Genomic DNA, 24,851 nt, shown 5'->3' with positions numbered 1-24,851 from the left:
GTGGACATCGCTTTCGTCGTCGGGGTCGTGGTGGCCTTCGGCGCGCTGTACGCCATGATCACGATGGAGGGCGCCCACCTGAGCGCGCTGCTGCTGCCGGCGCCGATGATCCTCGTGCTCGGCTCGACCATCGGCGTCGGCATCGCCAGCCACACCCTGCGCGACGCCATCGCGGCGTTCGGCTCGCTCGGCCGGATGGTGCGCGGTCCTCGATCCGCGCCCGCCGCCGTCATCCCGATCCTCGTCGCGTACGCCGAGAAGGCGCGGACCGAGGGCTTGCTGCGCCTCGAGGACGAGCTCGACTCCGCCCCCGACGATTACACGCGCCGCGCGCTGCAGGCGGTTGCCGACGGCGTCGACGCCGAAGACCTGCGGACGCTGATGGACGACGAGATCGTCGCCGAGTCCGCGCGCAATCGCGTGGCCGCCCGCTTCTTCTCGGCCCTGGGCGGGTACGCCCCCACCATCGGCATCGTCGGAACGGTCGTCTCGCTCACGCACGTGCTCGAGAACCTCAACAAACCCGACGAGCTCGGCCACATGATCGCGGCGGCGTTCGTCGCAACCCTCTGGGGCCTGCTCTCGGCCAACTTCATCTGGAACCCCATCGCGGGGCGATTGAACCGCATGGCCGCCGTCGAGCAGGAGCGCATGACGCTTGTGTGCGAGGGCATCCTCGCCATCCAGGCCGGTGGGGCCCCGCGTCTCGTCGAGGAGCGGCTGCTGGCCCTCACCACCTACAAGCCCAAGAAGAAGAAGGAGTCCCGGCCCGAGAAGGCCGCCGCGACGGGGGATGCCGAGTGAGCACCAGCCGCCGTGCGCGCACCCGGAGGCATGACGAGGACGACCACGACGAGCCCGACGAGCGCTGGGCGGTGTCGTACTCCGACATGGTGACCGTGCTGATGTGCCTGTTCATCGTGCTGTACGCGGTGTCGATCGTCGACGACACCAAGTACGAGCAGCTCAAGAACGGTCTCGCCGAAGCCTTCGGGCAATCCCAGACCGAGGGTGGCGGCGATTTCACCGAGGGGCTGGTGATCCCGCCGGAACTCCTCGTCGAGGACGGCGTCGAGGACGTCGCGATGCGGGCCGCCCGCGAGGTGGACACCCTCGAGCAGATGAAGGCGCAGATCACCTCGGTGCTGGCCGCCCAGGGCCTGGCCGACACGGTCGACTTCGTCATCGACGAGCGGGGACTGAAGGTCGGCCTCGTCGGCGCCGAGACCTTCTTCACCGACAACCGCACCGACCTCTCGGCGAAGGCGGACGCCGTCCTCGACGCCATCGGCGACGTGCTCGCCCCCGCCGGCAACCCCCTCAGCATCGAAGGGCACGCCGACCATCGAGCAGCCGTCGCGCCGTACGAGAGCAACTGGGAGCTCAGCAGCGGACGCGCCACCAAGGTCGCCCGCTTCCTCGTCGAGCACGAGGGCATCACCGGCTCCCGCGTGCAGGCCGTCGGCTACTCCGATCAGCGTCCGCTCGTCGAGGGGGACACCGCCGAGGATCTCGCCGCGAACCGCCGCGTCGACATCGTCGTGCAGTCCACCGAGGAAGAGAAGGTGCGTGCCCTCATCCCCGGTCTCGTCCAGACCGCTCCGCGGGGCTGACGCCTCGTGTCCCCGACCTCGAAGGAGCCCGCCATGACGGCCGCCGTCCGCGACGACCCCCTGCGCCGCTACCCCGACTACGATTTCACCCGCCCGGCCCAGCTTGGACGCGAGCATCGCCGCCGGCTCGAGGCGGCGTTCGAGGCGTTCGCGCGGCAGTGGGCGTCGCAGCTCACCGGCAAGGTGCGCATGCGCACCCACCTGACGCTCGAGGGCGTCGAGCTGATGTCGTACCAGGAGTACGCCGACACCCTCCCGTCGACGACCGCGATGGTCACCGGGGCGACCGCCGGACGCGAGGAGCCGGGTGTCGTGCAGTTCGATCTGGGCGTGGCGCTGACGTGGGTGGTGCAGATGCTCGGGGGCCGGAGCACCGCCCCGATCGAACCGCGCACGCTGACCCCCATCGAGTCCGCGCTGATCCGCCAGCTGATGGACCGCACGTTCGAACTGCTGACCACGAGCCTGGGGATGCTGCTGCCGAGCCCCCTGACCTATGCGGGCCTGCACGACAACCCGCAGTACCTCCAGGTCATCTCGCCCGGCGAGGCGGTCATCGTCGCGCGGTTCGCGATGCGGATGGGTGAGGCGCGCTCGACCGCGACCGTCATGCTGCCGGCCGCCGTGGTCGTCGACCAGCTCGCCGAGAGCGAGCGCGACGCGGCCGCGGCCCATCGCGCGGGCGCGACCGTCGACCAGGTCCTGGGTGCTCCGCTCGAGGTGTCGCTGCGCATCGCGCCGCGGGTCATCGCGGCGGGGGAGGTCCTGAACCTCGCCCCGGGCGATCTGCTGCGCTTCGCCCATCCCGAGACCAAACCCTTCGACCTCATCGTCGGCGACACCCCGATCGCGCGCGCCGTCCCCGGTGCCCAGGGCTCGCGACTCGCCTGCACGATCACCACCATCCTCGAGGAGACCACCCGATGAGCACCTTCCACGCCGCCGCCATGGCCGCCGCGATCGCGGCGAAGCTCCCCTTCGGCTTCCCCGTGCTGCCGACGCCGTCCACCGACCCGGGAGCGACCGGGCGGGCCGTCGTCGTCGCCTTCAGCGGCGCCCCGGGGGCCAGTATCGCCGTGCAGATCGCCGATCCCGCGGGCCTCGACGACGGGTCGAGCGGCGAAGAGCTGTCGGACCGCCTGCACCCCGCCTTCCAGGCCGCCGTGGCCGTGCTCGGAACGGGCACCCTTGGCGAGGGGGAGGAGGTGGATGCCGCGAGCGTGTTCACCGAGGCCGGAGCCCAGGTGTTCGACCTCGTCCGCGAGGACGGCACCACCGTCGCCCGCGCGGCGATCCGCATCGACGACGCCCGCGCCGCCGCCTCGACGGCCGGCCCGGTTCGGCTCAGCCGGATCGCGGGGGTGGAGATGGAACTGGTGGTCGAGATCGGCCGCACCCGGCTCCCCGTGCGCGACGTGCTGAGCCTCGAGCCCGGCCACGTCGTCGAGCTGGACCGCGCCGCGGGGTCGCCGGCCGACATCACGCTGAACGGCCGTCTCATCGGGCACGGCACGGTCGTCGTCGCGGACGGAGATTTCGCGGTGCGCGTGGAGCGCATCATCGACCAGGCCGGGAGCGACTGACCGTGGACGATCTGCTCCTCGCCGCGCGGACGGTCGTTTCGCTCGCCGCGGTGGTCGGGCTGCTGCTCTTCCTCGCGAAGCGGGTGCAGAAGGGACAGGCGGCGGGTGACAGCCCTTTCTCGTCGCTGGTGCCGAAGGGTCTGGGGCGGCGCCTGCGCCCCCTCGCGGGCTTCGCGGCCCGCACCGGGGCGGCGACGCCGTCCCGCGCGCGGAGCGAGAAGATCACGGTGGTCGCGCGCACCGGGCTCGGGGGCCGTGCGCAGCTCGTCGTCGCCGAGTTCGGCGGCATCCGGTACGTGCTGGGCGTGAGCGAGAAGGGCATCGACGTCGTCGACACCCAGGAGGCGCCGATCGAGCTCGCCGAGGAGGACTCCGCCGAGCGCGGCGAGAACGTCCTGACGTTGACGGATGCCGGCACCCCGAGCGACGGCGAGAGATCCGGGGCCCACGCGGCCTGAGCGGTTACCGCGCGGGGGCGCCGTCGCGATAGTCGGTGGCGAGCACGGATCGCTCGACCCCCTGGCTACGGATCGGCCTCGTCACCCACGCACGGAGTGCCGTCTTGCCCGTTTCCGCGTCGCGCCCCGCGCCCCGCCCCGCCGGGCGGCGTCGACAGTTTCGTCGCGGCCGCTGGGGGACCGGCATCCTGGGTCTGCTCGGCGTTCTCGCGGTGCTCGCCGTCGTCGACGTCGTCGCGGGAGGTGCGGCTCTCGCCGCCACGGGGGAATCCGGGGGATCGGGCGGGGTCAGCATCAACGGCATCAACGCGACGCCGTCCGACAGCATCACGACGCTTCTGGGCATCACCGTGCTCAGCGTCGCCCCGGCTCTGCTGCTGATGATGACGAGCTTCACGAAGATCTTCGTGGTGCTCGCGCTGACGCGGAACGCGCTGTCGCTCCCCTCGATCCCTCCGAACCAGGTCCTGGCGGGACTCAGCCTCTTCCTGACGCTGTTCATCATGTGGCCCGTGCTGACCGAGATCAATCAACTCGCCGTCGCGCCCTTCACCGCGGGGCAGATCGACTTCGGTCAGGCCTTCGACGCCGCGCAGGCCCCGCTTCGCACGTGGATGCTGCAGTTCACGCGCGAGGAGGACATCGCCCTGATGCACCGCGCCGCGCAGATGGCGAACCCCGACAGTCCCGAGGCGATCCCGCTGTACACCCTGATCCCGGCCTTCATGCTGAGCGAGCTGCGGGCGGCGTTCGTGATCGGGTTCATCGTGTTCATCCCGTTCCTCGTCATCGACCTCGTCGTCTCGAGCGCGTTGATGTCGATGGGCATGATGATGCTGCCGCCGGTCATGATCTCGCTGCCCTTCAAGATCCTGCTGTTCCTCCTGGTGGACGGGTGGGGTCTCGTCATCACCTCGCTCGTGCAGTCCTATCGGGGCGGCACGTGAATCCCGAAGCGGTCATGGACATCGGGGCGAGCGCCCTGATGCTCGCCGCGAAGCTCAGCGCGCCCCTGCTCATCACCGCCCTCGTGGTCGGGTTCGCCATCTCGCTGCTGCAGTCGATCACGCAGGTGCAGGAGATGACGATGTCGTTCGTGCCGAAGCTGCTCGCGGTGGGCATCGCGCTGATGGTGTGCGGCAACTGGATGATCGCCGAGACGGTCGCCTTCACGCACGAACTCTTCCAGCGTCTGCCGTCGTTGCTGAACGGCGGCGGATGAACATCCCCCTCGACTTCACGTGGCTGGAGGCGACGGCTCTGGCCATCGTGCGCATCACGGCGTTCCTCGTGATCGCCCCGCCGTTCAGTCACGGCTCCATCCCGATGCGGGTGCGCGGCATGCTCGGAGTCGGGCTCGGTCTGGCGGTGTCGCCGGTGGTGGTCGCGGGGTACGAGCGGCTGGATGCGGGGGGCTTCCTCCTCGCGGCGGCGGGGCAGATCCTCGTCGGGGCGCTCCTGGGGTTCCTGGTCCTCGTGTTGTTCAGCGCCGTTCAGGGTGCCGGGTTCCTCGTCGACACGTTCGGCGGGTTCCAGCTCGCCCAGGCGTTCGATCCGGGGATGAACGTCAACGGCGCCCAGTTCACCCGCTTGTTCCAGATGACGGCGATCCTGCTGTTGTTCGCGTCCGACGCCTATCAGCTGGTCCTGGGCGGACTGTTCCGCTCGTTCGACGCGGTCTCGGTCGCGGGGACGGTGGACCTCTCGCGTCCCGCCGAGGTCCTGACGTCCGCGGTCGGGCAGATGCTCCTGAGCGCGGTGCAGATCGCCGGGCCCCTGCTGATCGTGCTCTTCCTCGCCGATGTCGGTCTCGGTCTCGTCTCTCGCGTGGCGCCCGCCCTGAACGCCTTCGCTCTCGGTTTCCCCATCAAGATCGCCCTCACCTTCGTTCTGGTGGGATTCGTCTACGCCGCGCTGCCGGCGATCGTGTCCGCGATCGCCGATGACGCCGCCCGCCTGGTGATCGGGGTGACCCGATGAGCGGAACGGATGCCGGGGAGCGCACCGAGAAAGCGACTCCGGAACGGCTGAGGAAGGCGATCGCGAAGGGGCGGATCGGTCGCAGCCAGGATTTCACCGCGTGGGTCGGCATCGGCGCCGCCGCCGTCATGATGCCAGCGACGCTGTCGTCGGCGTCGGCCGTGCTCACCGAGCAGACGTTGCGGGTCGGGGCTGTGGCGAGGGACCCCACGGTGGGCGCGGCCGTCGAGGGACTCGGCTCGGCCATCGCCTCGGTGGGGCAGGTGCTCCTGCCGATGCTCATCGTCGTGCTCCTGGCCGTCATGGTCACCGCGATCGCCCAGGGTGGGATCCACCTGCGCGGCGTGCCCGTGCGGGTGGAGCAGTTCGACCTCGTCGCGGGTCTCAAGCGGACCGTGGGGGCCGCGGCGCTGTGGGAGGGCGTCAAGGCGCTCCTGAAGACGGCGGCGATCGGCGTGGCGCTGTGGAGCGTGGTCGCCGGTCTCGTGCCGGTCCTCATGGGTAGCGGGCGGCACCGCATCACGTGGCTGCTCGAGGTGGCCGGCCAGGTTGTCGCGACGCTGCTGCAGGTCGCTGTCGTGGTGGGCCTGTTGCTCGCGGCGATCGACGTCTTCGTCGTGATCTCGCGCAACCGCAAGCACACCCGCATGACCAAGCAGGAAGCGCGCGACGAGCACAAGAAGACCGAGGGCGATCCGCTCATCCGCTCGCAGCGCCGCGCCCGCCAGCTCGCGGTCAGCCGCAACCGCATGATCGCCGCGGTGGCCGACAGCGACGTCGTCCTCGTGAACCCCACCCACATCGCCGTCGCCCTGCGTTACGAACCGGGCACCTCGGCCCCCCGGGTCGTGGCCAAGGGGGCCGGCGTCATCGCTCAGAAGATCCGCGAGCGCGCCGAGGAGGCACAGGTCCCCATCGTGCGCGACATCCCCCTCGCCCGCGCGCTGCACGCGGGTGTCGAGCTCGGGCGCGAGATCCCCGAGGACCTGTACACCGCCGTCGCGCAGGTGCTGGCGTTCGTGCAGCACCTGCACAAGAGGGGCTCGCGCTCGGGGACGTTCGAGATGCCCCCGGCCGCCCTGACCGGGCGGGGACTGTGAGAGCCGAGAAGACCATGACACGAAAGAAGCGCACCGCATGATCGGTCAGTTGTTGTCGAAGGGCGCGGTCCCCGTCGGGGTGGTGGGCATCATCCTGCTGCTCATCGTCCCCATCCCCGTGGGGCTGCTCGACGTGCTCATCGTGACCAACATCGCCTTCGCGCTGCTCATCCTGCTCACGGCGATGTTCGTGAAGAAGCCCTTGGACTTCTCGGTGTTCCCGAGCCTGCTGCTGGTCGCGACGCTGTTCCGCCTCGGGCTGAACGTCGCCTCGACCCGCCTTGTGCTCAGCGAGGCGCACGCCGGTCAGGTGATCCAGGCGTTCGGGCAGATCACGATCAGCGGGTCGCTCGTGATCGGCTTCGTCATCTTCCTGATCCTGGCCGTGATCCAGTTCGTCGTGGTCACCAAGGGTGCCGAGCGCGTCGCCGAGGTGGGCGCGCGCTTCACCCTCGACGCCATGCCGGGCAAGCAGATGGCCATCGACGCCGACCTGAACGCCGGGCTCATCACCGACGAGCAGGCCCGGGCCCGCCGCGCGGAGGTCGCGTCCGAGGCCGACTTCTACGGCGCGATGGACGGTGCCAGCAAGTTCGTCAAGGGCGACGCGATCGCCGGCATCGTCATCCTCGTCATCAACTTCGTCGGCGGCATCATCATCGGCATGACCATGCACGGCATGGCGATCGACGAGGCTCTCGAGACCTACAGCATCCTCACCATCGGCGACGGACTGGTGACGCAGATCCCCGCGCTGCTGATGGCGGTGTCCACGGGCATGATCGTCACGCGCGAGAACGCCGAGGCCGAGCTCGGCCGGGCGGCCGGGCGACAGCTGATGCAGTCGCGCACCGCCCTGCTCATCACCGCGATGGCCGCGATCGGCATGGGGCTGATCCCCGGGATGCCGTTCCTCGCCTTCGCCGCGATCGGGGCGGGACTGCTCTTCGCCGCCTCGCGGGTGAAGGCGAACACCGACCGCGCGGCCGCCGACGCGGCCGATGCCGAGGCGCGGGTGGTCGCCGAGGCCGCCGCCACCGAGGGGCCCGACGACCTGATGGACACCATGAGGGTCCACGCGCTCGAGATCTCGCTCTCGCCCGACATCGTCGACCTCGCCGCGGGCGGGGCGGGGGACCTGCTCACCCGCGTGAAATCACTCCGGCGCAAGGTCGCGCTGGAGCTCGGCACCCTCATGCCCCCGGTGCGCACGCGCGACAACATCGAGCTTCCGGCCGAGACCTACGCGATCCTCGTCGCGGGCGTCGAGGTCGGGCGGGGCATCGTCCCGCGCGGGCACGTGCTCGCGATCGGAACAGGGCTCGAGCATCTACCGGGCTCCGCCGTGATCGACCCCGTCTTCGGTCTCGAGGGCAAGTGGGTGCCCACCGAGATGTCGCACGCCGCCGACATGGCGGGGGCCACCGTCATCGACCGGGCCAGCGTCATCATCACGCACCTGTCCGACACCGTGCACGCCCAGGCCCACCGTCTGCTCTCGCTCGAGGACGTGCGCCAGCTCACGGATCACCTGAAGCAGACGCAGCCGAGCGTCGTGGACGAGCTGACGCCGGCCCTGCTTCCCCTCGCCCTCATCCAGCGCGTGCTCGCGAGCCTCCTCGCCGAGCGCGTCTCGATCAACGACCTCGGTCGCATCTACGAGGCGCTGGCTCTGCGGGCCAAATCGACGACCGAGGTCCCCGCCCTGGTCGAGGCGGCGCGCGCGGCTCTCGGTCCGGCGATCTCCGCGCGGTTCGCCCACGACGGGCGCCTGCGCGTGGTGATGTTCGACACGCTCTGGGAACAGCAGATGCTCGAAGGACTCCGGCACGTCGAGGGGCGGTCACAGATCGTGCTCACCGCCGATCAGACGATGCAGGTGATGGAGGGCGTCCGTCGGGCGATCGCCGACGTCGATCCCGTGGGCGGCGAGCCGGTGCTCGTGTGCGCCCCCACCCTCCGGCAGGGGGTGCGCGCCCTGCTGGCGGGGCAGGTGGGTGCGATGCCGATCCTGTCGTACGACGAAGCCGCGGCCGGGGGGTTCGCCACCGACGTCGTGGGCGTGGTCCGTCCCGAACAGGTCGCGCTTCCCTCGTCCTGATCGCGGGGAACGCTCGTAACCGAGAAGAAAAGGTAGTCTGGCCCAGGACGGCGCCGACGGCGCTCCAGCCACGGAAGGCGGCCACACGCACATGCTCGTACTCACACGACGCCCGGGTGAAAGCATCGTGATCGGCGACGATGTGACGGTGACGGTCCTCGGGGTGACCGCGACCGGGGTGCGCATCGGCATCGACGCTCCCCGCGACACCCGTATCCACCGCAGCGAGATCGTCGTGGCCGTCACGAACGAGAATCAGGATGCCGTCCAGGCGTCGCGATCCGCGGCCGCCGAGAGCGCCGTGCTCGACGCCCTGCGCGGGGGGACCCGCGCCTGATCCGCCGACGCAGGGGTTACCCGCGCGACGCCGTGTCGCGATAGTCGGTCCCGTGGTGGGCGCATCCGTCACACGACTCGACCCGAACGAGGTGACTCACGTGTCCGCTACCGACCTGAGCATGCATCTGCTGCGTCAGCGCGAGGTGCTCGAGCTCATGCTCTTCAAGCTCGAGGAGCTCGAGATGCTCCTGTCGACGGGGCGGACCCGGTGGGTGCACCACGCCACCGTGGAGGTCGATCGCGTGGCCAAGGCCCTCACGTCGGCGACCATCGAGCGCGACGCGCTCTTCTTCGATGTCGCCGCCGAGTGGGGAGCCCCCGAGGCGACGGCCCTGCGAGAGCTCATCGACGTCGCTCCCACCGACGCGTGGCGCGAAGTCCTGGGCTCGCATCACGAGGCCCTGTCCGCTCTCGCGGCCGAGATCGCGGAGAAGAAGGGCTCGGTCAACCAGCACCTGCGGACCGCCCTCCGAGTCACGCAGGAGACCATCGCCGGCCTCGGCGAGCCGACGGGGGAGTACGCCGCGAGCGGTTCCCGCGTCGCCGATGCCGGGTCTCGCCTGCTCGACGTGCGGGTGTAAGAGATGTCGACCTTCGCAGGACTCCAGGTGGCCGCGTCCGGCCTCGCCGCCGCTCGCGCCGGCATGACCGTGACCGGACAGAACATCGCGAACGAGACCACACCGGGCTACACCCGCCAGCGGCTCGAACAGACCTCCCTGACGGCGGCCGGCACGGCCGGCCTGTGGGCGACGGGCTTCTCCGTCGGCGGTGGGGTGTCGGTCCAGGGCATCGCGCGCCTCGGCGACGAGGTCCTCGACGCCCGCGTCCGGGATGCGCTGTCGGCATCCGGATTCTGGTCCTCGCGGGCCTCCGCGGCGCAGAAGGTCGAGGCGTCGATGGCGGAGCCGACCACCGACGGTCTGGCGGCGAACCTGAACCGCTTCTGGTCGGGATGGTCCGACCTCGCGAACACCCCCAAGCCGGCGGCGGCGCAGGTGGTGCTCACCAACGCCCGCGTGCTCGTCGGGCAGATCGCCGCGGGGTACGACGCCGTGGTCGGGCAGTGGTCCGATCTGCGCGGGCAGGTGGATCGAGACGTGGACGTCGTGAACGTGACCGCGGGTCAGATCGCGACGCTCAACGGGCAGGTCCGCTCCGCCCTGCAGTCCGGACGCTCCGCCAACGAACTCGTGGACCAGCGCAACCTGCTCGCCCAGCAGCTGTCCACCATGATCGGTGCGACCGGGCGACTCGAGGACGACGGCACCCTCACCCTCCGGGTGGACGGCAACGCCCTGGTCAGCGCCGACACGAGCCGCACCATCGCCGTCGCGGGACCCCGCACGCTCGCGGACGGCGGGCGCATCAGCCTGGCGTGGGCGGACCGCCCCGATGTGCCCGTGGCGGTCACGGGCGGCTCCCTGGGCGGGGCGATCGGCGTGCTCGCGCCCGCATCCGACGGCGGCACCCTCGCGAGAGCGGCCCAGGCCTATAACGCGACGGCCGAGACGCTCGCGCGGGCGGTCAACGACCTGCACCGTGAGGGCCGGACCGCGACGGGAACCGCCGGGGGAGACTTCTTCGCGCTGTCCGCGCCCGGCCCCGCCGCCCTCGGGCTGACGGTCCTCCCGACCTCCCTCGACCAGCTCGCCCTGGCGGCGCCCGGCAGCGGAGCGCTCGACACCTCGATCGCGGACCGCATCGCCGGGTTGGCCACCTCCGCCACGGGCCCCAGCACGCAGTGGACGAGCTTCGTGACCTCCTTCGGCGTGACCGTCGCCGGCGACGTCCAGCGCGCCGACACCGCCGACCGCGGGGCGATCGCCGCCATCGCCGGGCAGCAGTCGCACGCTTCGGTCGACGGAGACGAAGAGACGATCACCCTCCTGACGTATCAGACGGCCTACCAGGCTGCGGCGCGTGTGCTCACCGCCGTCGACGAAGCCCTCGACACCCTCATCAACCGCGTCGGCCTCGTCGGCCGTTGACCCCGGAGACACCGTGATCGGACGCATCACCAGCAGCACCGTCAACCAGCAGGCGCTGCGCACGCTGCAGGCGGGGCTGGCCGACCGCGCGCGCCTGCAGGATCAGGCGACCTCGCAGCGGGCCCTCCGCGCGCCCAGTGACGACCCGACGGCCGCGGCCGCCATCCTCGGTGTGCACGGGGAGCAGGCTCGGGCGTCGCAGTTCTCCCGCAACATCAGCGACGCGCTCACGTGGGTGACCACGGCCGACACGGCTCTCGGTGCGAGCATCGACCTGCTCAACAGGGCGCGCGACCTCACGGCGCAGGGCGCCAACTCCGGGGCGCTCAGCCCCGCCGCCCGCGACTCGATCGCTGCGGAACTCGACAGCGTGAGCCGCGAGATCCTCTCGCACGCCAACACCACGGTGCTTGGTCGCACGGTGTTCGCCGGCACCGGTGACAGCGGCAGAGCCTTCGACCCCGCGACCTTCGTCTTCACCGGGGTCGCCGGATCGTCCGTCGAACGTCGTGTCTCCGACAACGAGAAGGTGCGCGTCGACGTCGACGGCGCGGACGCGTTCGGTGCCGGAGACGCCAGCGTCTTCGCGACGCTGCAGGGCATCGCCGCAGACCTCCGGGCGGGCGTCGACGTCGGGGCACGCCTGGCCGACGTCGACGCCCACCTGAAGCAGCTGGTGACGGCGCGCGGCGTCACCGGCGCACAGCAGGCGCAGATCGAGCGCGCCCAGGCCACCAACGCGAGCGTCAGCGTCGACCTCGAGACGCGTCGCGCCGCCGTCGAGAACGTCGACACCCTCGAGGTCTACATCAAGCTGCAGTCGGCCGAGCTCGTATACCAGTCCGCCTTGCAGGTCACCGCCAAGACGCTGCAGACCACCCTGTTGGAGTTCGTGAGATGACGGCCCATCCTCCCCTCGCGGGCATCGATGTCGACTTCGAGACCTCGCCCCCGGGTCTCGCTCCCCGGACGTCTTTCCGTCTCGAGCCCATCGAGGGCGCCGACGGCCTGTACGCGCTCCGCTCCACGAGCGACGACCTGCGGCTCTTCCTGCTCGATCCCGCGCGCGACGGTCTCGCCTACGATCCGCCGATTGCCACGGCATCCCTCTCCGCCCTCTCGGCATCCCGCGATGAGGTGCGGGTGTTCGTCGTGGCGAACCCGGCCGAGGACGGCGTCTTCGTCAACCTGCGCGCCCCCATCCTCGTCAACGCCCGGACGGGGGCCGGCACCCAGGTCATCTTCGACGAGTCGGCGTACCCCCTCCGTGCGCGCCTGGGCGCGTGATCCCCGCGCGCGGACACCACCTTCGTCACACGATGGTCCCGCGTCGAGGGACCGAGTAGTATCGACGCGAAAACGAGCAGAAACGACGATTCGTCCCCGCGACCCGAAACGCGGTGACATCGCCCGTCCGATGGCCGAGGCTTCATCGCCCCGGTCCGTCTGCCCCGGGGTCGTCTCCCGAAGGACGATTCCGGCGACGTGCGCGTCGCGACCGGCGAGGCAACCCCTCCGCCCATCGCGACGGCGACGCCTACGTTCGTACCGAGCACAGAGCAGGGGATGGTGAGCAATGCCCGTCATGAGAACCGATGAGCCCAAGGTGAGCAAGCGTGAGTTCATCCAGCGCGTATCCAAGCGCGCCGGATTGTCTCCCACGGTCACGCAGTTGGCCTACGAGGCGATCTTCGGAGAGATCCTCGATCTCGTGAACGCCGGAAACCGTGTCACGTTGACCGGTTTCGGCAAGTTCTACGCGCAGTCGCACAAGGGACACAACGTCGTGCTGAACATCCGCGACAACCCCGAGAGTCGCGGGCGCGTCGAGGACTACAGCGTTCTGAAGTTCTCGGCGACCCGTGAGGTCAATAAGAGGGTCGCCGCCCCTCGCGACCTCGGCGACTGACGACGCTCGTCCGCACCGGTCAGCGGTCGAACGTGTAGCTGGCCTGCCCGATGAGGGTGAGGCTGATGCTCGTCGGCAGCTCGTCGGGGGTCTCGTCGTCCTCGTCCAACGCCTCGATCTTGTGGACGGGTACGCAGATGTTGCCGTCGTCCTCGAAGACGACGTCGCGAGGCGCGAACGAGAAGAACAGCACCCGGTGGGTGCTGCGCAGCTCGATCGTCCGGCTCACGTCGCTGCGCTCGTGGAGGTTGAGCACCGACTCGTCCGTGAGAACCGAACCGTCGGGATACGTCGCCTCGACGCGGTAGGTGCTCGGCTCGATCGCCTTGATGTTGAGGTCTTCGACGATGTCGGTGAATGTGGCGTCCGGGTGATTCATCTCGAAGGCGATTGCGCGCAGGTGGTCGTAGGTCAGATTGACGCGACGTGAGAACAATGCGGCATTCTCGATCTCGGCGGCGGCGGCGAGCGGAGCCTGATCGAGGAGGTATTCGCGGACGTCGTCGGGACTCGGGTAGTCGAATCGCATGTGGTAGTGGAATCGACCCGGGCGGTTGACGATGTAGTGGCTGACGTCCTGCACGTCGTTGACGGTGAGGCAGTAGATCCGCTTGACCGACGACGTCCCGTCGAACAGCGTCAGGAACTGGTTCTGTCGGTTCGGGCCGTCGAGTGGTCCGCGGCCCGATGAGAAGGTCTTCTCGAATTCGTCGAAGATGACGAGGCACTCGTCGAGGGTGTCGAGGAAGTCGACGATTCCCTCCGCGTCCTCGCTGACGAGGACGACCGGGATGCCGCTCTCGATGGCGCGCGCGGCCAGCATGCGCAGGAACATCGACTTTCCCTGACCCTTGTTGCCCGAGAGCATGACGCCGAGGTTGCGCTCGAAGCGCGCGTAGGTGCGGAAGATCTTGTCGACCTTCGCCTCGCGGCGGCCGTACACCTTCTCGGACCCGACGCCGAGGTCTTCGGTGCGCAGGAGGCTGAACCCCTCCTTGATGCTGTACCGCACCCGATAGGTGCCCAGGGGGAGCGAGTCGTGAGCCTGGACGGCGGAGTCGTAGACCCGAACCTGTCCGCCGGTTTCGATGTAGGTGCTGCTCACTGCGTCGGGCTCCTGGGGGGAAAAGGGGCGTTCCGTGGGGGCGGTCGCTTTCTGAGATTTACATTAGCGTCTTCTCATCTTTGTGTGAGGATTGCCCGAATTTTGGCGCAAGCCGCGGCGCAAACCCCGTCTTTCCGGGGCACGCGGGCGTGCCCTACCGCATACCACGACGCATTCCCCGTCCGAAAGATGAGAAGTGGACACCGGCATTTCGCTATGGTCAGGAAAAAGCCGAGTGCCTCCCGACACTCCGACAGGCCGTGGGGGCCACATGTCAGAACCTTCCGAATCGGGTGCGACCGCGTTCCAGCTCACGCTTCGCACCACCGACACCGACGTCGAGCCCGAGGTCTGGCGTGCGACCATCCATTCCGCCCTCGCCGACGCGTCCGTCGACAAGCCCCGTCTGGCCGAAGCGATCGTGTACCGCGTGCACTACGCGAACCCGCGGTGGACCGAGCAGCTGGGGGATGCCGAAGCCGACCTGACATCGATCGGATCGGCCTTCGCCGATCGCGAACTGATCTCCATGCTCGACGAGTCGTCTCTCTTCACCGACAACCTCTGCGTCATCGCCTCCGTCGACGTCCACGACGATGTGAACGGGACCGCCCTCAGCCATGAACTGGTGCGCAGCATCGCGCGGGTCTTCGACGGAGACTCCATCGCGCTGCTGGGGACGCGACGGTGCGGTGCCGACGAATCGACCGACCCGTGGCTCGGCCACGCGCACTGGGCGGCGATCGGCTTCGTCGACATTCCGGGAACGACCTCGATGATCCTCCCGGTGGGCTCGCGGTCGTAGCCGCCGCCCCTAGGGTGAAAGGCAGTCGACGAGAGGAGTCCGCCGTGACGGACGAACGCGAACGCCTGAGCTGGGATGACTTCGGGGCCGCCACGCGCGACATCTCGCGGGCGATCGTGGCCGGCGGGTTCGAACCCGAGGTCGTCGTGGCGATCGCGCGCGGCGGTCTGCTCCCGGGGGGAGCGATCGCGTACGGGCTCGGCGCGAAGAACTGCGGCGCACTGAACGTGGAGTTCTACACCGGGGTGGGCACCGTGCTCGATGCCCCCGAGGTCCTGCCGCCGGCGCTCGATCTGACCTACTTGTCGGGACGGCGCGTGCTGCTCGTCGACGACGTGGCCGACAGCGGTCGCACACTCGACCTCGCGGTGAAGCTGCTGAAGCGACACGACGCCGACGTCCGCTCCGCGGTGATCTACACCAAGCCGACGACGATCATCGCGCCCGACTACTCCTGGCGCGACACGTCGCTGTGGATCGAGTTCCCCTGGTCGCACCTCGGCTCCGTTCAGGAGGAAGACGCCGCGTGAGCGCGATGACCCTCCCCGAGCTCGCGGACGCGGGGCTCATCGACCGCTCGTGGGTCGAGGCGCTCACCCCGGTGGCCGACGACATCGCCGCGGTGGGGGAGCGCCTGCGGGCCGAGGGCAAGCCGTACCTTCCGGCCGGCGATCTCGTGCTCCGCGCGTTCCGTACGCCGCTCGACGAGGTCCGGGTGCTCATCGTCGGTCAGGATCCCTACCCGACCCCGGGCCACCCGATCGGTCTGTCATTCGCCGTCGACCCGCACGTGCGGCCGCTCCCACGCAGCCTGACGAACATCTACCGCGAACTCTCCGACGACCTGGGTATCGCTCCGGCGCCGCACGGCGACCTCTCGGCGTGGGGCGCGCAAGGCGTCATGCTGCTCAACAGGGTGCTGACGGTGGCGCCCGGGGTCCCGGCATCCCACCGCGGATGGGGGTGGGAACGGGTGACCGAACACGCCATCCGCTGTCTCGTCGCGCGGGACTCCCCGCTGGTGGCGGTGCTATGGGGCAAGGACGCGCAGGGCCTCGCTCCGATCCTCGGCGACACCGCGGTCGTCGCCTCGCCGCACCCCTCGCCCCTGTCGGCGAGCCGGGGGTTCTTCGGATCGAAGCCGTTCTCGCGCGTGAACGCGCTGCTCGAGGAGCAGGGTGCCGACCCCGTCGACTGGCGGATCCCCGCCTGATTCTCCGGCGGGCGGGTGCCGCCGCCCGCCGATCGCGCGCGTCATACGCGCGAAACCGCGACGCCCGTAGAGTGGCGGGGTGCTGGAAGAGGAGTACGAGAAGAGCCGTCGGCGGCTGCCCGCCCACCTGCGCCCGACGCCGAAGCCGGAGCAGCCCTTCACGTTCGAGATCCGCCCGGCGACCGAGGCCGACATCCCCGACATCCGCGAGATCTACAACTACTACGTGCGCAACTCGGTCGTGACCTTCGACGAGAAGGCCTGGTCGCTCGCGAAGTGGCGTGACAAGTTCGCGACCCTCCACAAGCTGGGGCTGCCCTTCCTCGTCGCCCAGTCGCCCAGCGGTCAGATCCTCGGATACGCCCTCGTGCAGCCGTGGCAGTCGAAATCGGCGTACCGCTACACGGTCGAGAACTCGATCTACCTGGGCCAGGCGGCCGCGGGCAAGGGCCTCGGACGCGCTCTGCTCGAAGCCCTCGTCGCCGCGTGCCAAGACCTCGGCATCCGCGAGATGGTCGCCGCGATCAGCGACAAGGGCGCCGACGCCTCGATCGCCCTGCACGAGAAGCTCGGATTCACCGAGGTCGGCCGGATGGGGCGCGTCGGCTTCAAGTTCGGACGCTGGCTCGGCGTTGTGTACCTGCAGAAGAGCATCCCGTCGAAGAAGAAGCCCCGACGGCGGCTGTTCGGTTGATTCCGCGCGGGTGCGGGGTGCGGTCGGGGCTTTCGGATCGCCGATAAACGCTGTCTCACGGTGTTTATGACCACGGAAAGCGTTTATGCCGACGGGTGAGCCGCCGAACGGATGCCGCCGGCTCGGGGCCCGAGCCCGCCCCAGGCCCGAGCCCGCCCCGGGGCCGAGCACGCCCTGGGCCGAGGCCGCCCTGGGGCCGAGCCCGCCCGGGGCCCGAGCTCGCGTGGGGTCCGAGTCCGCGCGACGCCTAACGACGCACGGGCCGCGAGGGAGCGGCCTGCCGCACCTCGTCGACCAGGGTGCGCCAGGGTCCCTCCACCTGTCCGTCGTCGAGGCGCGCCTGATGGACGGCGGTGTCCCCGTGGTGCACCTCGATACGCCACTGGTAGCGGTCGGCGCCCCGGGACGCGGCGGGAGCGTCGTCCCAGGGGCAGCTTTCGACCAGCTGCTGCCAGCGGGGGAGTCCGTCGGGGTCGGGCTCAGCCCGCCACTGCTTCGACAGGCCCGCGAGACCACCGGAGCGCACGACGATGACGACGAAGCGTCCGGCGCTTTCGGCGTCGTTCTCGGTGTCAGGCTGGGGCATCCTCCTCGACGCCGACCCCGGCCCACGCGGCGCGGACGGCGGCGACCTCCTCCGACTTCTCACCGTACTCGCTGGCCGCGGCCGACAGGGTGGCGGTCGCGAACGCCGAGAAGTCCGCCGTGGGCGACAGCGTTCCGGCGGTGATCGTGCGATACCAGATGAGACCGGCACGCTCCCACGCGAACCCGCCGAGCGCGGTGGCGGCGAGGTAAAACGCCTTGTTCGGGATGCCGGAGTTGATGTGCACGCCGCCGTCGTCGTCGGTCGTCTCGACGTAGTCGCGCATGTGCCCCGGCTGCGGGTCTTTGCCGAGTACGTCGTCGTCGTAGGCGGTGCCCGGTGCCTTCATCGAACGCAGGGCCTCGCCCTGGACCGCCGCGGCGAAGATGCCCGCGCCGATGAGCCACGAGGCCTCATCGGCGCTCTGACTCCGGTGGTGCTGTTCGGCGAGGGCGCCGAACACGTCGGACAGTGACTCGTTCAGAGCGCCCGACTGCCCCTGGTACTCGAGGCCGCCGGAGGCCTCGGTGACGCCGTGCCCGAGCTCGTGCGCGATGACGCTGAGCGACCGCGTGAAGCCGACGAAGACTTCGCCGTCACCGTCGCCGAAGACCATGCGCTCGCCGTTCCAGAACGCGTTGTCGTAGTCGTCGCCGAAGTGCACGGTGGCCAGCAGCGATCCACCGGCGGCGTCGATGCCGTCGCGGGCGAAGGCATCCCAGAAGAAGTCGTAGGTCTCGCCGAGACCGTCGTAGGCCTCGTCGACCGCGGTGTCGCCCGACGGGCCGTCGTCTTCGCTGCGCACGCGACGACCGGGCAGGTTCTCGGTGTTCGCCGCGTCGGAGATGATGCGATCGGGCGCCGGCCCGGTCTCGGCCACGAGGGTGTCGCCCTCGATCGACAGTCGCAGGCGGGATCGTGTCGGACGCGTCGGCCGCGGCACGGCGAGGGTCTTTCTCGCCGCTTCTGCGGCCCGTGCCATGCGCGGGTCATCGGTGGAGGCGAGTCGGTCGAGCAGGAACGGGGGGACGATACCGGGGGTCATGCGCCGAGGGTAGCGCTGACCTCCGACATCGCAGGATCCCTTGCTCGGCGCGTGGGTGAGCAGTCCGGGAGCCGGGCGGGCGGCATCCCGAAACCGCACCAGAACAGGAGATGCTCCGAGAACACGACGATTTCGGTGGTGGAACCAGCCTGTCCCGGTGACACCCTCCTGTTCTCGTGCCCGCCCACCACCCGCGGCCGCAACGCCGGCGCGGAACGCCCCATCCGTCCCGCAGCGCCGCCTCCGCGTCAGCCCGGCAGTGTCGGAATCGACGCCAGCAGCTGCCGCGTGTACGCCGCCTGCGGCTGCAGCAGCACCTTCTCGGTGGGGCCCTGTTCGACGATGCGGCCGTCCTTCATGACGACGACCTGGTCGCACACGTTCTGCACCACGCCGATGTCGTGCGAGACGAGGACGAGGGTGAGGTCCTCTTCGAGCCGCAGCCGCGCGATGAGGCGCAGGATCTGCGCGCGCACCGTCACGTCGAGGGCCGAGAGGGGCTCGTCGCCGACGAGGATGCGCGGGCGGTGCACGATCGCGCGAGCCAGGGCGATGCGCTGGCGTTGGCCTCCGGAGAACTCGTGGGGGAACCGCGTGGCCATGCCGGCGTCGAGACCGACCTGCTCGAGCACCTCGCGGACCCGCGCGCGGCGATCGCCCTCGATCCCGAGCGCCCACAGCGGCTCGCCCACGATGCGCTCGACGCTCATGCGGGGATCGAGCGAGGCGTACGGGTCCTGGAAGACCATGCCGGTCGCTCGTCGCAGCCAGTGCAGCGATCGGGCCGAGCCGCGGGCGTCGACGGCCCGACCGTCGACCTCGACGGTGCCCGCGCTCGGCACGTCAAGGCCCAGCAGCAGGCGCACGAGCGTGGATTTGCCCGACCCCGACTCGCCGATGATCCCGACCGCGCTGCCCGCCAGCACCGAGAGGTCGACGTCGGCGAGGCCCACGGTCTGCTCGGACCGGCCGACTCCCCGCGTCCGGGGGGTGGGGTAGGCGCGCGAGAGTCCGCGCGCGCGCATCAGCGTCTCGGTCACGGGGTCTCCTCGGCATCGTCGGCCGCGATCTCTCGCGGGGGGAGCTCGGGATGCCACAGCGTCGCGGTCGCATCGCGCAGCAGCGCCCGCGTGACGGGAGAGGACGGCGCCTTCAACAGGTCGGTGACGGCGCCCTGCTCGACCACCCGGCCGTTCTCGAGGACGACGGCGTGGGTGGCGACCTGCGCGAGCACCGCGAGGTCGTGGGTGATGAAGACGAGCGACATGCCGGCATCCTGGACGAGGGAGCGCAGCAGGGTCAGGATCCCCGCTTGGATGGTGACGTCGAGCGCCGTCGTCGGTTCGTCGGCGATGAGCAACCGCGGTCGGCACGCGAGGGCCATCGCGATCGCGACCCGCTGCCGCTGGCCGCCGGAGAGCTGGTGCGGGTAGCGCGAGACGATGCGTTCGGGATCGGGGAGGGCGACCCGCTCGGCCTCGGCGACGGCGCGACGCAGAGCCTCGCGCCGAGAGACGCCCTCGTGGATGCGCACCGATTCGCCGATCTGCCGGCCGACGGTGCGGATGGGGTTCAGCGCCGTCCGGGGCTCCTGGAAGACCATGCCGATGTCGTCGCCGCGTAGGCGGGCCAGCTCGCGGTCGGCGAGGCCGAGGATCTCGCGGCCGTTCCAGACGATGCTGCCGGTGGCATGGGCGCCGTCGGGGAGGAGACCGAGGATCGCCAGGGCGGTCATCGACTTGCCCGAGCCGGATTCGCCGATCAGGCCGACGCGGGCGCCGTCGGGCACCTCGAACGACACGCCGTCGACGACGGCTCGGTCGCCGATCTCGACCCGCAGGTCCGTGACGACGAGGCTCATGCGACCACCCCCGGCACGTGCGTGCGGGCCGCGGGAGTGCGCTCGCCGAGGGTGGGGTCGGCCGCCTCGCGCAGGGCGTCGCCGAGCAGGTTCAGCCCCAGCACGGTCAGCGTGATCGCCAGACCGGGCCAGACGACGGTGAGGGGGTGCACGGCGATGTAGGCCTGCAGGTCGCTCAGGAGAACTCCCCACGAGGGCTGGGTCACGGGCGCGCCGAAGCCGAGGTACGACAGCCCCGCCTCGGCCAGCACGGCGACCGCCATTCCCCACGACAGCTGCACGATGAACACCGGTGCGACGTTCGGCAGGAGGTGCCGGGTGAGGTTCTGCCCGGTCGACAGGCCGCTCGCTCGACCGGCGAGCACGAAGTCGCTGTGCAGCACGCGTCGCAGCTCGGGTCGTGTCACGCGGGCGACGTTCACGCCGAAGCCGATGCCCACCGACCAGATGACGACGGCGAGCGAACCGCCCCACACCGCCGAGATCATCATGGCGATGATGAGGACGGGGAAGGCGATGAGGATGTCGACGAGCACGGCGACGCTCTCGCGGATCCACCGCGCCGTCAGCGAGCCGAGGGCGGCGAGGACGATGCCCAGCACCGAGGCCACCACTCCGGCGCCGACGGCGACGACGACGGTGGTGCGCGCTCCGGCCATGAGCAGGCTCGCGATGTCGCGACCGCTGTTGTCGGTTCCGAGCACGTGCGGCCACGACGGATCGCTCCAGCGCGCCCGAGCGTCGACCGACGCGGGGTCGAAGGGCGTCCAGACGAGCGAGACGAGGGCCGTGATGAGCAGAAGAGCGACGATCAGGATGCCGAATCGCCCGGTGCCGAGGCTCCAGAGCCGCCGGAGGGTGGTCATGAGGCCTCCCTCTGACGGGGGTCGATGAGGCGATGGGAGAGATCGACGAGGAATCCGACGAGCAGCACGAACCCGGTGAGGGCGAGGAGCTCGCCCTGGACCTTGGGGAGGTCGCGCGAGGCGACGTCGGACACCAGCATGCGGCCGACGCCGGGGAGGGTGAACAGTTGCTCGATCACGACGGCTCCGACGATGATCCCGGCGATCTGGAGGCCGAGCACGGTGATGACCGAGAGGCCGACGTTGGGCAGGCCGTGGCTGAGCAGGGCACGCGTGCGCGTGAGCCCCTTCGCGGCGGCCGTGCGTACGTAGTCCTGGCCGAGGGCCTGGAGCGTCGCGCTGCGGACGAAGCGCAGGAGCATCGCCCCCTCGACCACGCCGATGGTGAGCGCCGGGAGGATGAGGGCGCGGAATGCGGCCGCGGGGTCGTTCCATCCCGCGCGGGGGAACCCTTGGGGCGGGAGCCAGCCGAGCCACACCGCGAAGACGACGACGAGCATCATGCCCGCCCAGACCACGGGCACCGCCGCCAGCGCCTGGGCTCCCACGCTGAGCGCCGTCCCTCCGGCTCGCCGCCGGCCGAGGGCCGAGAGCACACCGAACGGGATGCCGACGATCAGCGCCACCGTCAACGACATCGTCGCGAGGGGGACGGTGACGCGCGCCTTGTCGGCCAGTTCGGATGCGACGGAGGTGCCGGTGATGAGCGAGGTGCCGAGGTCGCCGCGGATCAGTCCGCCGATCCAGTCGAGGTACTGCGTCCAGAGCGGCGCCTCGAGGCCGAGGCTCGTCCGCAACGCCGCGACCTGTTCGGGGGTCGCCTCGGTGCCGGCGATGAGCTGTGCCACATCGCCCGGGAGCACCCGCAGCGAGACGAAGATCAGCACGCTGGCCACGGCCAGGCCCAGCACGAGCAGGCCCAGCCGTGTCAGCGTGTAGCGGATCACTCCGCCGCGACCGTCACGCCGGCGAGGGGCAGGCGCACGTTGAGGGAGTTCTTCGGGAAGTTCGCCACGTTCGTGCCCACCGCGGTCAGCGGGGTCGACAGGAACAGCCAGTCGGCGGCATCCTCGTCGCTCACGATGCGGGCGGCCTCGGCGAGCAGGTCGGAGGACTGCTGCTCGTCGGTGGTCGCCAGCGCCTGGGCGTAGAGGCCCTGCACCTCGGCGTTGTCGTACCCGAAGTAGTACGAGGGGTTCGCCCAGTTGCCGAAGTCGCGGGCTTCGACGTGCCGCACGAAGCTGAGGTCGTAGTCGTGGTTCGTGTAGACGTCCTGCAGCCAGGCGCTGAAGTCGACCGAGTCGACCTTCAGGGTCACTCCCACGTCAGCGAACGACGACACCAGGAAGGTCGGGATCGTCGTCGGGTAGACGTTGGGGATGGTCAGCGTGAGGTTTAGGTTCTCGGCCCCGGCCTGGGCGAGCAGCTCACGGGCGCGGTCGGGGTTGTACGAGATGCTGCCCGACAGGTCTTCGTATCCCGGGTCGAGCGGGGCGATGGGGCCGTACAGCTCGCTGCCCGAGCCGAGGGTGTCGATGAGCGCCTTGTGGTCGATCGCCAGGCGCAGCGCCTCGCGCACACGCTGGTCGTTCAGCGGGGCCCGCTGGTTGTTGAAGGCCAGCGTGCCCTTGTCGGTGGTCAGGCCCGACTCGATCGTGAAGTTGTTCGTGCCCTCGATCTGTCCGCGCAGTTCGGGGTCGATCTCGAGGGCGACGTCGACGTCGCCGGCGACCGCAGCGTTGGTGGCGGCGCTCTGGTCGGGGATGTAGTCGAGGACGACCTCGGCGACTCCGGCCTTGTCGCCCCAGTAGCCGTCGTAGCGCGAGAGGGTCAGGCTCTGTCCCGCATTGCGGCTCTCGACGCGGAAGGGACCGGTGCCGTTGGCGGCGGTCTGGAAGTTCGTGGTGTCGCCGCTCTTGAAGATGAGTCCGGCGCGACCGGTCATCGCGAAGAGGAAGTCGATGTTCGGCTGGGCGAGCGTCACGACGACCGTGGAAGCGTCGGGCGAGGCGATGGACGCGACGTTCTTCAGGTCGGAGCTGCTCTGGATGGTGGGGTCGTCCTTCGCCGTCTGCAGCGAGGTGACCACGTCGTCCGCGGTGAGGGCGCTGCCGTCGTGGAAGGTCACTCCCTGCCGAAGGGTGAAGGTGTACGTGAGGCCGTCGGGCGACACCGCCCAGGCGGTGGCGAGGGCGGGGACGATCGCGTTGGAGTCGTCGCCGTTGCGGGTGACGAGGCCCTGGTACACGTTGTCGACGAGCGCCTGCTCGAGCGAGGCGCCGCTGGTGTGGCGGATGTCGAGGTTGGCCGGCTCGAGCGACAGACGCACCGTGAGGGTGGCGTTCGGGTCGGCTTCTCCGGTGGGGTTCGGCGTCGTGGTCGAGCCGGTGCACGAGGTGAGCAGGAGCGCTCCGATCAGGAGCATGCTCGTGGCGAGAGCGGTGCGGCGCAGCATTGCGGGGTGTGTCCTTTCGCAGGCCGAGGCATCAGGGTGCTGTGGATGCCGAGCAGGGGTGGCAACAGCCTACTTTCACCCGTCTGCGCTCGACGCCCTCTGTGACGGAGCGCGACGCGAGATGACGGGGAACGGCAGGGAAGGTCAGGGGGAGGGGAGGAGAGAGCGGACGAGACGCGCGAGACCCTCCGGGTCCTCCTCCTGCGCGTTGTGCCCGGTCGGGAGCGCGTGCACGACGGCCCCGGGCACGCGACGCTCGAGCTCCTCGGCATCCGGGATCGTGACGAATCCGCGCTCGCCGCGGATGAGGGTGACGGGGGCCGTCACCTCGGCCAGGTCGTCCCATCCGGTCGCCGAGAGCACGGCTTTCACCGCGTCGGGGGTGGTGGGATCGGCTCCGGCGTTCGCGGCGGACGCGGCGAGGTGCGCGAAGTGGTGCTTCCACTCCACCCGGCCGTCCGGGCGCACGCGGGAGTTCAGGAAGACACCGCGGGCGGCGGCCTCGGGTGAGCCGCCGAGACCGAACGAGAGCGCGCGTTCGACGAGTTCCTCGCGCGACGCCCAGTCCGTCGGACCGGCGAAGAACGCGCGGATCTGCGCGGGCCCGGCGCTCGGATCGACTCCCGGCGTGATGTCGACGATCGCGAGACGCGAGACGAGATCGGGGCGGGATGCCGAGACCGCGGCCGCCGTGAGCCCCCCGAGCGAGTGGCCCACGAGCACCTGGGCACCGCCGGTCCACTCCTCGAGGGCGGCGACGACGTCGGGGGCGAGCACGCGTGCGACGTACGCCGCGTCGTCCCGCCACGAGGAGTCGCCGTGACCCGGCAGGTCGAGGGCGAGGGCGGGGACCCCGAGGTGCAAGAGGGTCGTGTCCCACGTGTGGGCGTTCAGGCCCGCGCCGTGCAGCAGGGTCACCGCCGGGGGAGCGTCGCCCCACCGCAGTCCGCTGAGGGTGCGCCCGTCGGGGAGCGTGAGCTGCACCCGTTCGACGGAGGGGATATCGCGACCGAGATCGGTCGCCTGGGCGGGAAGGAACGAGAACTCGTCGCGCTCGGGCATTCGACCAGCCTGGCACCGCGGGCGGGATGCCGCCACCACCGCGCCGTACGACGTCACCGATCACCCGTCCCGACCCCGCGGGGCC

Annotated in this window: 29 protein-coding genes; 20 read left to right on the top strand and 9 right to left on the bottom strand. The window is 70.3% G+C overall.

Annotation, left to right across the window (positions count from 1 at the left end; genetic code table 11):
- The 16 genes from AB6V31_RS05695 to AB6V31_RS05620 all read left to right on the top strand — a co-directional run bounded on the left by AB6V31_RS05695 (position 1) and on the right by AB6V31_RS05620 (position 13,074).
- Positions 1-804, top strand: a complete 804-nt coding sequence (locus AB6V31_RS05695) for a motility protein A (RefSeq protein ID WP_056226996.1) — start codon at positions 1-3, stop codon at positions 802-804.
- Positions 801-1,613 (top strand): flagellar motor protein MotB, encoded by an 813-nt coding sequence (locus AB6V31_RS05690; protein WP_268103534.1) that lies wholly within the window; start codon positions 801-803, stop codon positions 1,611-1,613. Before AB6V31_RS05695 ends, AB6V31_RS05690 begins: the two co-directional genes overlap by 4 nt.
- 33 nt (positions 1,614-1,646) lie before the next feature.
- Positions 1,647-2,540, top strand: coding sequence for a flagellar motor switch protein FliM (locus AB6V31_RS05685; protein WP_369364549.1), 894 nt, complete (start codon positions 1,647-1,649; stop codon positions 2,538-2,540).
- Positions 2,537-3,196: a FliM/FliN family flagellar motor switch protein gene (locus AB6V31_RS05680; RefSeq protein ID WP_074694147.1), complete on the top strand. Its 660-nt coding sequence runs from the start codon at positions 2,537-2,539 to the stop codon at positions 3,194-3,196. The genes AB6V31_RS05685 and AB6V31_RS05680 overlap by 4 nt, the downstream gene beginning before the upstream one ends.
- A 2-nt stretch (positions 3,197-3,198) precedes the next feature.
- Positions 3,199-3,654 carry a flagellar biosynthetic protein FliO gene (locus AB6V31_RS05675; protein ID WP_074694148.1) on the top strand — a complete coding sequence of 152 codons (456 nt, stop codon included), beginning with the start codon at positions 3,199-3,201 and terminating at the stop codon, positions 3,652-3,654.
- 185 nt (positions 3,655-3,839) lie between these two features.
- A complete protein-coding gene (gene fliP, locus AB6V31_RS05670) occupies positions 3,840-4,601 on the top strand; it encodes a flagellar type III secretion system pore protein FliP (protein ID WP_074694397.1) in 762 nt (253 codons plus the stop codon).
- Positions 4,598-4,876, top strand: coding sequence for a flagellar biosynthesis protein FliQ (fliQ, locus tag AB6V31_RS05665; protein ID WP_056227004.1), 279 nt, complete (start codon positions 4,598-4,600; stop codon positions 4,874-4,876). The genes fliP and fliQ overlap by 4 nt, the downstream gene beginning before the upstream one ends.
- Positions 4,873-5,634, top strand: coding sequence for a flagellar biosynthetic protein FliR (locus AB6V31_RS05660; protein ID WP_369364547.1), 762 nt, complete (start codon positions 4,873-4,875; stop codon positions 5,632-5,634). Before fliQ ends, AB6V31_RS05660 begins: the two co-directional genes overlap by 4 nt.
- Positions 5,631-6,734 carry a flagellar biosynthesis protein FlhB gene (locus AB6V31_RS05655; RefSeq protein WP_369364546.1) on the top strand — a complete coding sequence of 368 codons (1,104 nt, stop codon included), beginning with the start codon at positions 5,631-5,633 and terminating at the stop codon, positions 6,732-6,734. The genes AB6V31_RS05660 and AB6V31_RS05655 overlap by 4 nt, the downstream gene beginning before the upstream one ends.
- 37 nt (positions 6,735-6,771) lie before the next feature.
- Positions 6,772-8,835, top strand: a complete 2,064-nt coding sequence (locus AB6V31_RS05650) for a flagellar biosynthesis protein FlhA (protein WP_056227011.1) — start codon at positions 6,772-6,774, stop codon at positions 8,833-8,835.
- A gap of 91 nt (positions 8,836-8,926) precedes the next feature.
- Positions 8,927-9,172: a carbon storage regulator CsrA gene (csrA, locus tag AB6V31_RS05645; protein ID WP_056227013.1), complete on the top strand. Its 246-nt coding sequence runs from the start codon at positions 8,927-8,929 to the stop codon at positions 9,170-9,172.
- A 100-nt stretch (positions 9,173-9,272) separates the two neighbouring features.
- The gene (flgN, locus tag AB6V31_RS05640) at positions 9,273-9,755 is read left to right on the top strand and encodes a flagellar export chaperone FlgN (protein ID WP_074694398.1); all 483 of its coding nucleotides are present in this window, start codon (positions 9,273-9,275) and stop codon (positions 9,753-9,755) included.
- Between the two features lie 3 nt (positions 9,756-9,758).
- Positions 9,759-11,165 (top strand): flagellar hook-associated protein FlgK, encoded by a 1,407-nt coding sequence (flgK, locus tag AB6V31_RS05635; protein ID WP_369364545.1) that lies wholly within the window; start codon positions 9,759-9,761, stop codon positions 11,163-11,165.
- Between the two features lie 13 nt (positions 11,166-11,178).
- Complete coding sequence (gene flgL / locus AB6V31_RS05630) at positions 11,179-12,066, top strand: flagellar hook-associated protein FlgL (RefSeq protein WP_074694153.1); 888 nt, start codon at positions 11,179-11,181, stop codon at positions 12,064-12,066.
- Positions 12,063-12,452, top strand: a complete 390-nt coding sequence (fliW, locus tag AB6V31_RS05625) for a flagellar assembly protein FliW (protein WP_369364544.1) — start codon at positions 12,063-12,065, stop codon at positions 12,450-12,452. Before flgL ends, fliW begins: the two co-directional genes overlap by 4 nt.
- A 319-nt stretch (positions 12,453-12,771) precedes the next feature.
- A complete protein-coding gene (locus tag AB6V31_RS05620; protein WP_218128153.1) occupies positions 12,772-13,074 on the top strand; it encodes an HU family DNA-binding protein in 303 nt (100 codons plus the stop codon).
- A gap of 19 nt (positions 13,075-13,093) precedes the next feature.
- Here the strand turns inward: AB6V31_RS05620 and AB6V31_RS05615 are convergent, their stop codons facing one another.
- Positions 13,094-14,179 (bottom strand): AAA family ATPase, encoded by a 1,086-nt coding sequence (locus AB6V31_RS05615; RefSeq protein WP_369364542.1) that lies wholly within the window; start codon positions 14,177-14,179, stop codon positions 13,094-13,096.
- Positions 14,180-14,450: 271 nt separating this feature from the next.
- On the opposite strand from AB6V31_RS05615, the gene AB6V31_RS05610 reads away from it, so the two are divergent.
- The 4 genes from AB6V31_RS05610 to AB6V31_RS05595 all read left to right on the top strand — a co-directional run bounded on the left by AB6V31_RS05610 (position 14,451) and on the right by AB6V31_RS05595 (position 16,891).
- Entirely contained in the window at positions 14,451-14,984 is a 534-nt protein-coding gene (locus AB6V31_RS05610; RefSeq protein ID WP_074694155.1) for a hypothetical protein, read from the top strand.
- A 44-nt stretch (positions 14,985-15,028) separates the two neighbouring features.
- Complete coding sequence (locus tag AB6V31_RS05605) at positions 15,029-15,514, top strand: phosphoribosyltransferase (RefSeq protein WP_369364540.1); 486 nt, start codon at positions 15,029-15,031, stop codon at positions 15,512-15,514.
- Between the two features lie 5 nt (positions 15,515-15,519).
- Positions 15,520-16,197 carry a uracil-DNA glycosylase gene (locus tag AB6V31_RS05600; protein WP_056228430.1) on the top strand — a complete coding sequence of 226 codons (678 nt, stop codon included), beginning with the start codon at positions 15,520-15,522 and terminating at the stop codon, positions 16,195-16,197.
- 79 nt (positions 16,198-16,276) lie between these two features.
- Positions 16,277-16,891 carry a GNAT family N-acetyltransferase gene (locus tag AB6V31_RS05595; RefSeq protein WP_144782191.1) on the top strand — a complete coding sequence of 205 codons (615 nt, stop codon included), beginning with the start codon at positions 16,277-16,279 and terminating at the stop codon, positions 16,889-16,891.
- A 247-nt stretch (positions 16,892-17,138) separates the two neighbouring features.
- Here the strand turns inward: AB6V31_RS05595 and AB6V31_RS05590 are convergent, their stop codons facing one another.
- The 8 genes from AB6V31_RS05590 to AB6V31_RS05555 all read right to left on the bottom strand — a co-directional run bounded on the left by AB6V31_RS05590 (position 17,139) and on the right by AB6V31_RS05555 (position 24,766).
- Entirely contained in the window at positions 17,139-17,477 is a 339-nt protein-coding gene (locus AB6V31_RS05590; protein ID WP_074694157.1) for a protealysin inhibitor emfourin, read from the bottom strand.
- A complete protein-coding gene (locus tag AB6V31_RS05585; RefSeq protein ID WP_369364538.1) occupies positions 17,464-18,522 on the bottom strand; it encodes a M4 family metallopeptidase in 1,059 nt (352 codons plus the stop codon). Before AB6V31_RS05585 ends, AB6V31_RS05590 begins: the two co-directional genes overlap by 14 nt.
- Positions 18,523-18,770: 248 nt before the next feature.
- Positions 18,771-19,562 (bottom strand): ABC transporter ATP-binding protein, encoded by a 792-nt coding sequence (locus tag AB6V31_RS05580; RefSeq protein ID WP_369364537.1) that lies wholly within the window; start codon positions 19,560-19,562, stop codon positions 18,771-18,773.
- On the bottom strand, positions 19,559-20,383 hold the full coding sequence (locus tag AB6V31_RS05575) for an ABC transporter ATP-binding protein (RefSeq protein ID WP_074694159.1): 825 nt from the start codon (positions 20,381-20,383) through the stop codon (positions 19,559-19,561). The genes AB6V31_RS05580 and AB6V31_RS05575 overlap by 4 nt, the downstream gene beginning before the upstream one ends.
- Complete coding sequence (locus AB6V31_RS05570; protein ID WP_369364535.1) at positions 20,380-21,249, bottom strand: ABC transporter permease; 870 nt, start codon at positions 21,247-21,249, stop codon at positions 20,380-20,382. Before AB6V31_RS05570 ends, AB6V31_RS05575 begins: the two co-directional genes overlap by 4 nt.
- Complete coding sequence (locus tag AB6V31_RS05565; RefSeq protein WP_074694161.1) at positions 21,246-22,196, bottom strand: ABC transporter permease; 951 nt, start codon at positions 22,194-22,196, stop codon at positions 21,246-21,248. Before AB6V31_RS05565 ends, AB6V31_RS05570 begins: the two co-directional genes overlap by 4 nt.
- The gene (locus tag AB6V31_RS05560; RefSeq protein WP_074694162.1) at positions 22,193-23,704 is read right to left on the bottom strand and encodes an ABC transporter substrate-binding protein; all 1,512 of its coding nucleotides are present in this window, start codon (positions 23,702-23,704) and stop codon (positions 22,193-22,195) included. Before AB6V31_RS05560 ends, AB6V31_RS05565 begins: the two co-directional genes overlap by 4 nt.
- Positions 23,705-23,848: 144 nt before the next feature.
- Positions 23,849-24,766, bottom strand: a complete 918-nt coding sequence (locus tag AB6V31_RS05555; RefSeq protein WP_369364533.1) for an alpha/beta fold hydrolase — start codon at positions 24,764-24,766, stop codon at positions 23,849-23,851.
- Positions 24,767-24,851: the final 85 nt, after the last annotated feature.

The organism is Microbacterium sp. 16-032, from assembly GCF_041079455.1.
Classification (GTDB): domain Bacteria; phylum Actinomycetota; class Actinomycetes; order Actinomycetales; family Microbacteriaceae; genus Microbacterium; species Microbacterium testaceum_A.
This window is presented reverse-complemented; position numbering and strand designations above follow the sequence as displayed.

What these genes read in the sequence shown, in the direction of transcription:
- AB6V31_RS05685 (WP_369364549.1), top strand. Translation starts at nt 1,647, where the DNA reads ATGACGGCCGCCGTCCGCGACGACCCCCTGCGCCGCTACCCCGACTAC.
- AB6V31_RS05680 (WP_074694147.1), top strand. Translation starts at nt 2,537, where the DNA reads ATGAGCACCTTCCACGCCGCCGCCATGGCCGCCGCGATCGCGGCGAAG.
- AB6V31_RS05660 (WP_369364547.1), top strand. Translation starts at nt 4,873, where the DNA reads ATGAACATCCCCCTCGACTTCACGTGGCTGGAGGCGACGGCTCTGGCC.
- AB6V31_RS05655 (WP_369364546.1), top strand. Translation starts at nt 5,631, where the DNA reads ATGAGCGGAACGGATGCCGGGGAGCGCACCGAGAAAGCGACTCCGGAA.
- AB6V31_RS05650 (WP_056227011.1), top strand. Translation starts at nt 6,772, where the DNA reads ATGATCGGTCAGTTGTTGTCGAAGGGCGCGGTCCCCGTCGGGGTGGTG.
- csrA (WP_056227013.1), top strand. Translation starts at nt 8,927, where the DNA reads ATGCTCGTACTCACACGACGCCCGGGTGAAAGCATCGTGATCGGCGAC.
- flgK (WP_369364545.1), top strand. Translation starts at nt 9,759, where the DNA reads ATGTCGACCTTCGCAGGACTCCAGGTGGCCGCGTCCGGCCTCGCCGCC.
- fliW (WP_369364544.1), top strand. Translation starts at nt 12,063, where the DNA reads ATGACGGCCCATCCTCCCCTCGCGGGCATCGATGTCGACTTCGAGACC.
- AB6V31_RS05610 (WP_074694155.1), top strand. Translation starts at nt 14,451, where the DNA reads ATGTCAGAACCTTCCGAATCGGGTGCGACCGCGTTCCAGCTCACGCTT.
- AB6V31_RS05600 (WP_056228430.1), top strand. Translation starts at nt 15,520, where the DNA reads ATGACCCTCCCCGAGCTCGCGGACGCGGGGCTCATCGACCGCTCGTGG.
- AB6V31_RS05590 (WP_074694157.1), bottom strand. Translation starts at nt 17,477, where the DNA reads ATGCCCCAGCCTGACACCGAGAACGACGCCGAAAGCGCCGGACGCTTC.
- AB6V31_RS05585 (WP_369364538.1), bottom strand. Translation starts at nt 18,522, where the DNA reads ATGACCCCCGGTATCGTCCCCCCGTTCCTGCTCGACCGACTCGCCTCC.
- AB6V31_RS05575 (WP_074694159.1), bottom strand. Translation starts at nt 20,383, where the DNA reads ATGAGCCTCGTCGTCACGGACCTGCGGGTCGAGATCGGCGACCGAGCC.
- AB6V31_RS05570 (WP_369364535.1), bottom strand. Translation starts at nt 21,249, where the DNA reads ATGACCACCCTCCGGCGGCTCTGGAGCCTCGGCACCGGGCGATTCGGC.
- AB6V31_RS05560 (WP_074694162.1), bottom strand. Translation starts at nt 23,704, where the DNA reads ATGCTGCGCCGCACCGCTCTCGCCACGAGCATGCTCCTGATCGGAGCG.
- AB6V31_RS05555 (WP_369364533.1), bottom strand. Translation starts at nt 24,766, where the DNA reads ATGCCCGAGCGCGACGAGTTCTCGTTCCTTCCCGCCCAGGCGACCGAT.